Origin of the sequence: Citrobacter sp. S46_ASV_140 (assembly GCF_018919545.1) — a bacterium.
In the GTDB taxonomy this organism is placed as follows: domain Bacteria; phylum Pseudomonadota; class Gammaproteobacteria; order Enterobacterales; family Enterobacteriaceae; genus Citrobacter; species Citrobacter braakii.
Genome location: NZ_JAHLRC010000166.1, coordinates 1 through 6,293 on the forward strand (window position 1 = coordinate 1; position 6,293 = coordinate 6,293).

Here is a 6,293-nt window from a genome sequence, read left to right on the forward strand (position 1 = left end):
CTGCAGGACGGTCCGAAGGTGTCGTTTAAAGAGATTGCGACCAGGCACTGGCGCAGCCTGCTGGCATGTATTGGTCTGGTGATTGCCACCAACGTCACCTACTACATGCTGCTCACCTATATGCCGAGCTACCTGTCGCATAACCTGCATTACTCTGAAGACCACGGCGTGCTGATTATTATCGCCATCATGATTGGTATGCTGTTTGTGCAGCCGGTGATGGGTCTGCTCAGCGACCGCTTCGGACGCCGTCCGTTTGTGATTATGGGCAGTATTGCGCTGTTTGTGCTGGCTATTCCGGCATTTATTCTGATTAACAGTAACGTCATCGGCCTGATTTTCGCCGGGTTGCTGATGCTGGCGGTGATCCTCAACTGCTTTACCGGGGTGATGGCGTCAACGTTACCAGCGATGTTCCCGACGCATATTCGCTACAGTGCCCTGGCCGCAGCGTTTAATATCTCGGTATTGGTCGCTGGTCTGACACCGACGTTGGCCGCATGGCTGGTGGAAAGCTCGCAGAATCTGATGATGCCTGCTTATTATCTGATGGTGATTGCGGTGATAGGTTTAATTACCGGCGTGACCATGAAAGAGACGGCTAATCAGCCGCTGAAGGGGGCTACGCCTGCCGCTTCGGATATTCATGAAGCGAAAGAGCTCCTCGGCGAGCACTACGATAATATTGAGCATAAAATCGAAGATATCGATCAGGAAATTGCTGAGCTGCAGCTTAAGCGTACGCGCCTGGTGCAGCAGCATCCGCGGATTGATGAGTAATCATGTGATTTATCATATCAACTTAAGGTTGGCTTAATCTGTGTCAGGTAAACTCTCCTCCAGAGTATTGGAGGAGAGTGTCATGAAAAACCGCATTTATGAAAGTTTGACCACCGTGTGCAGCGTGCTGATCGTCAGCAGCTTTTTGTACGTTTGGGTGAGTTCTTACTGACCTTTCGCTAATTCCACCCAAGCGCGAGTGCCGGTGGTTCCCTGACGATTTTGCAAATAGAAATGCCCGTGATGTAACTGGGTGATACGACTGACAATGCTCAGCCCCAGCCCAATCCCGCCAAAACGGCTGTCCATACGCACAAACGCTTTACTCAGCTCCCCGCATTTACTCTCATCAATGCCAGGGCCTTCATCTTCGACGGCGATAACGGCATCATGCTCTGTATTCAGGCTAATCGTAATATGGGTGCCTTCCGGGCTGTAACGATGCGCGTTCTCCACCAGATTTCGCAGCAGCATTCGTAATAGCGTCGCATCGCCACGTACGACAACGTCCGCCGTGCTTTGCGGTAGGAGCAGCGTCTGCTGACGCTGGTCCAGCATGGTGCTGAGTTCATCGTAGGAGGGCAAAATCACGTCCTCCAGCAGTTTGACGTGCTGGTAGCTCCCGGCCGAGAACGACTGTCCAACGCGGGCGAGTTGCAGCAGTTGCGATACGCTGTCCATCATTTGGTCAAGGCGGGCAATTAACGGTGAAACGTCGACCTTATGGGTTTTGGACAGTAATTCCAGATGCAGGCGAACGCCTGACAGTGGGGTGCGCAGTTCGTGGGCGACATCGGCGGTAAATAAGCGTTCGTTTTCAATGGTGCTCGTCAGCCGCGTCACCAGCTCGTTGAGCGCTGAGACGACCGCCTGGATCTCAACGGTTGAACTGTGAACTTCAATCGGAGCAAGGTTATCGGCTGCCCGCGTTTCTAACTCTTTTTGCAGATCCGCCAGCGGGCGAGTAATACGCCGCACTGCCTGGTAGCAAATCAGCAGCGTCAGGCTGACCATAAAAATACCGGGGACGATCAGACTGGCGATGGCCTCGCGGATTTCATGCAGGATGTGGCGATCGTTGTTACGATTTTCGCGTAACGCCTGCTCAAATAGCTGTATTTGTTCGGTGCTTTCGTGCCACAACCAGAAGGTGCTAATCAACTGGAAGACTAGCAGAATAAGACCGATGGTCAGCATCAGGCGATGACGAAGCGGGAGCGGTTTTTTTAGATATTGCAGTAGCTTCACTTAGCTTTCCTCAGTGGCAACCAGCATATAGCCAAATCCCCTGACTGTGCGGATACGTGCTTTACCCACTTTGTCCCGCAGGTTGTGAATGTGCACTTCCAGCGTATTGGTCGACGGTTCGTTATCCCAGCTGTAGATGTCGTTATACAGGATCTCCCGGTGTACCGGGCTGCCCGCTTTAAGCATCAGGCGCGACAGGAGTGCGTATTCTTTCGGCGTTAAGATAACTTCTTGTCCATCCATCCACACCTGGCGACGACCGATATTCAGCGTCAGGTTACTGACAATGAGTTCGCTTTCACCCTGATTGTTATGACGACGCAGCAGCGCCCGGATGCGGGCATGCAGTTCTTCCAGTGCGAACGGTTTGACCAGATAGTCATCGGCGCCAACGTCCAGCCCGCTGACCCGGTCTTTCACCGTATCGCGGGCGGTGAGGATAAGCACCGGCACGGTGTATTTTTTCTGTCTGATGCGGTTCAGGAAGTGCAGGCCGTCTTCATCCGGTAAGCCCAGGTCCAGAACCACCAGACTGTAATGGCCGGTCTCCAGACACTGCTCCGCGGCACGGGCCGTTGATACGCCGTCGCAGGCATAGCCTTCTGTTTGCGCGGCGAGTATCAGTCCCTGTAATAACAACGTATCGTCTTCAACAATCAGAATTTTCATTCGTTTAGCCTCCCCGGCAGGGTTGCAGAATATCATCTGCCGCCTGATATTTCTGTGTTTGCACGCCTGTTAATCCCAGCAGGGTTGAGAAGAGATTATCCTGTGAGAAGTCCTCTGAGCCTGCCCGTTTTTGCAAACATGTCTGAGAGACTTGATAGCGTTGCTGATAATCTTCTGAGAGCCACAGCAGCATCGGCACATGTTTTTGCGTATCTGGCGCAATCGAATACGGCAGGCCGTGTAAATAGATGCCATTTTCCCCTAAGGATTCACCGTGATCGGAAAGGTAGACCAGGCTGGTGGTGAAATTATCCTGATGCTCTTTCAGTATATTGATTGCTTTATCAACAATATAGTCGACGTAAAGAATGGTGTTGTCATAGGTATTGACCAACTGTTGCTGTGAACAAGTCTGGATTTCGTTGGTGTCACAGGTTGGCGTAAATTTCTTGAACTGCGCAGGATAGCGGTTGTAATAGGTCGGACCGTGGCTGCCGATGGTGTGCAGCACAATCACGCCGTCGCCTTGCAGGTTATTAATGTACTCTTCCAGCCCGTGGAACAGCACGTCATCGTAGCATTCCCCGTCAATACACTGCCCTGACAGGTTCAGCTTAGTCATATTCTGGTGCGGTACCCGGTCGCATGCCCCTTTGCAGCCGCCGTCGTTGTCGTTCCACAGAACGTTAATTCCCGCCCGCTGAATAATGTCGAGCACGCCTTCCTGATGCTGCGCCAGTTCTTCATCGTAGTGCGCGCGTGGCATACCCGAGAACATGCAGGGGACAGATACTGCCGTTGCCGTTCCGCAGGATGTGGTGCGGGGGAAATAGACCACATCATCTTTTTCCAGCAACGGGTTGGTCTGGCGCGAATAGCCTGACAGCGAGAAGTTATCGCCGCGTGAGGTCTCGCCGAGCACCACAATCGTCAGGTTCTTACGCTTTTCTTTCACCATCAACGGATTGCGATGGGCGTCTTCACCAATGCGTACCAGCGGCAGGTGGGCCAGCCTCTGGTGTGAATACCAGGAAGAGGTCGCCACAATGCTGTTGGATGGGCTGAGGGATTTCACCAGTTCTTTATTGTTGCGAAACAGTGAGGCGTAATCTTTGTAGAAGAACGCGGCGACCAGCACGATCAGCAGCGCGGAGATCAGAATATTCGCGCCACGGAACAGTACGCTGCGCATGGCCGGGGCGATCGGTTTGATTCTTACCCAGCAGGCAATGAGCGCGGCGAGAATGCCGCTTACTCCGAGCGTGATGAGCATTTGCGGTGTCAGCAAAGCAAAGGTTTCGGCGGGTGTGGTGTCCATCATATTGGCGATCATCGAACGGTCAATGATGATGCCGTAGGTCATGATGAAATATTGGGCCGATGCGCCAACCAGAATGAAAACGCAGGCCACCAGGCGATTAAGCCACAGGAATGAGGCCAGCGTCAGCACAATGTTCATGACGCTGAAAGCGACGACCGGCATCGACAAAAACACCAGCAGGTTGCGCACAGAATCCAGGGGCAGTTCTTGCAGCACTTGTTTATAGAACGCAATGTTCAGGAAAGTCGCAAGATAAAATGAGATCAGGAGAAGCCAGCTGATTAGCCCGAGAGTGGGTCTTTTAAACAGGTGCTTAAACATTAAGGGGGTTCCATCGACTAAGTGGTACAAATCCTCTCAAAGTAAAATTAAGCCAACCTTAAGTTCTTAATGTTGATTTCAGGAATCGCGGGGGGCGGCGTTGGCCCGATGAACTTACGCCATCGGGCAACGACGACTGTTTGCGTTAGCTATTGTTTACCGGAGCATCCAATGGATATGGGTTTTTATGGATCCGATTGTAGTTCAGTGCATACAGCGCGGTGATGATCATCAGTGTGACGAATGACCACATCACCTCTTTGGCACCGGAACCGACAACGGCCCAAATACAGTAAACAAAAGCGATAAAGGTCACCAGTAAGTACATCGGACGCGCTTTACCAAAGTGACCATGGCCGAGCAGCAGCAGCGCGGCGCAGGTGTAAAGATACGGCACCAGCGTGAAAATAACGGAGACTGAAGAGACCAGACCAAACTCTTTCGCAGCGTTTGGCGACATGCTGCTGAACTGGAAGATGGTCATCAGAACGCCGACGATAATTAACCCGGCTACCGGCGTACCGGCTTTGTTAACGCGGGCAAAAATCGGTGGAAACAGGCCGTCATCGGCTGCCGCTTTGGCGGTTTGCCCGGCAAGCAGCGTCCAGCCGCCCAGGGAACCAAGGCACCCGGCCGCGGCACAGAAGGAGACAATCGCCCCAGCGGTGTCTCCCAGCGCCATGCGTGCGGCATCACCGAACGGGGAGGCTGAAACACGCAGCGCCGCGTTAGGGATCATACCCATAATCGCCGTGGTGGAGAGCACATAGCAAACGGCGGCAATCAGCACGCCGCCCATGGTGGCGATAGGCACGTTACGTTTGGGATTTTTAACCACACCTGCCGCGACGGAGGCGCTTTCCACGCCGATAAATGACCACAAAGTTACGTTCAGAGTGCTTTGAATCGCACCGAAGGTGTTCATACCGCTGACGTTCCATGCCGCCATATAGGTTTCACCCCGGAACCAGAACCAGCCGAAGACGGCAATACCGACAATTGGCACCAGCGCCAGTACCGTTGCGACGGCCTGTACACGGGTGATCATTTTTGGTCCGACAATGTTCAGCAACACGAAGATCCACAGCACCACGACGCAGGTCAGTGTCAGGACCAGCGGATCTTTTAAGATGGGGAAGAAGTAGCTCAGGTAACCGACGCCAATAACCACCATGGCGATGTTACCAATCCAGCAAGCCAGCCAGTACAGGACGTTGGTCTGGTAGCCCAAAAAAGGACCGAAACAGCGGCGGGCATAAGCGTAAGAACCACCGGGACTGGAGTCTAAGGACGACATTTTCGCGTACACCATCGACAGCGCCAAAGCACCGATAATAGTGACCAACCATCCGTAGATTGCAATCCCGCCAGTTGACGCAAGGTTTGCGGGTAGCAGGAATACACCGGAACCCATAATATTCCCCGACACCATAAGGGTGACGGGGATTAAGCCCACTTTGTGAGCATCAGCATCCGTCGACATATTTAGTAACTCCTGATAAGGATAAATGACGTCTTATCATACCTCTTCAGAAGACTATTTTATGATGGCGGACTGGGGGTATCGCTAATGCTGATATTATTATGGCTTATCGCTAACTGATTAAAAATCAGGCAGCGGATGGCTCCCTATGTTGACTGACATAATGCAGAGGCGTCATCCCATAGAACTCTTTGAATACGGAAATAAAGTACGAGGTACTGTTATATCCGCACAGTTGAGAAACCTGGGAAATGTTTTTGCCATCCATCAATAATTGATTGACGGCATAACGCATGCGACACGTGGTAATTATTTGGCTGTAACTTGTATTTTCACTTTTGAGCTTTTTCTTTAACAAACTGGGGCTCAGGCATAAGCAACTGGCAACCATGCTTAAATTCCAGTCTTTATGTATATCGCTCTCAATAATGTGATAAACGCTGTCGCTGATACGACTGCGTAGTATATGCA

The 6,293-nt window shown here is 52.1% G+C and carries 7 protein-coding genes; 2 read left to right on the forward strand and 5 right to left on the reverse strand.

Annotated elements, in window-relative coordinates:
* Both KQJ19_RS21715 and pmrR read left to right on the forward strand, forming a co-directional pair.
* On the forward strand, nt 1–780 hold a 780-nt coding region (locus tag KQJ19_RS21715; protein ID WP_216404122.1), incomplete at its 5' end, for an MFS transporter.
* Between the two features lie 82 nt (nt 781–862).
* Complete coding sequence (gene pmrR, locus KQJ19_RS21720; protein WP_016155406.1) at nt 863–952, forward strand: LpxT activity modulator PmrR; 90 nt, start codon at nt 863–865, stop codon at nt 950–952.
* Here the strand turns inward: pmrR and pmrB are convergent.
* From pmrB to KQJ19_RS21745, 5 genes are all read right to left on the reverse strand, one after another.
* The gene (gene pmrB, locus KQJ19_RS21725; RefSeq protein ID WP_016155407.1) at nt 946–2,028 is read right to left on the reverse strand and encodes a two-component system sensor histidine kinase PmrB; all 1,083 of its coding nucleotides are present in this window, start codon (nt 2,026–2,028) and stop codon (nt 946–948) included. The genes pmrR and pmrB overlap by 7 nt on opposite strands.
* A complete protein-coding gene (gene pmrA / locus KQJ19_RS21730) occupies nt 2,029–2,697 on the reverse strand; it encodes a two-component system response regulator PmrA (protein ID WP_047499584.1) in 669 nt (222 codons plus the stop codon).
* A 4-nt stretch (nt 2,698–2,701) separates the two neighbouring features.
* Nucleotides 2,702–4,339, reverse strand: a complete 1,638-nt coding sequence (eptA, locus tag KQJ19_RS21735) for a phosphoethanolamine transferase EptA (protein WP_216404123.1) — start codon at nt 4,337–4,339, stop codon at nt 2,702–2,704.
* Nucleotides 4,340–4,484: 145 nt separating this feature from the next.
* Entirely contained in the window at nt 4,485–5,822 is a 1,338-nt protein-coding gene (gene adiC / locus KQJ19_RS21740) for an arginine/agmatine antiporter (RefSeq protein WP_204552590.1), read from the reverse strand.
* A 127-nt stretch (nt 5,823–5,949) separates the two neighbouring features.
* The coding region (locus tag KQJ19_RS21745; RefSeq protein WP_216404124.1) for an AraC family transcriptional regulator at nt 5,950–6,293 on the reverse strand (344 nt) is incomplete at its 5' end.

Excerpts from the sequence above, each read along its gene's own strand:
- pmrR (WP_016155406.1), top strand. The coding sequence starts at position 863 with ATGAAAAACCGCATTTATGAAAGTTTGACCACCGTGTGCAGCGTGCTG.
- pmrA (WP_047499584.1), bottom strand. The coding sequence starts at position 2,697 with ATGAAAATTCTGATTGTTGAAGACGATACGTTGTTATTACAGGGACTG.
- eptA (WP_216404123.1), bottom strand. The coding sequence starts at position 4,339 with ATGTTTAAGCACCTGTTTAAAAGACCCACTCTCGGGCTAATCAGCTGG.
- adiC (WP_204552590.1), bottom strand. The coding sequence starts at position 5,822 with ATGTCGACGGATGCTGATGCTCACAAAGTGGGCTTAATCCCCGTCACC.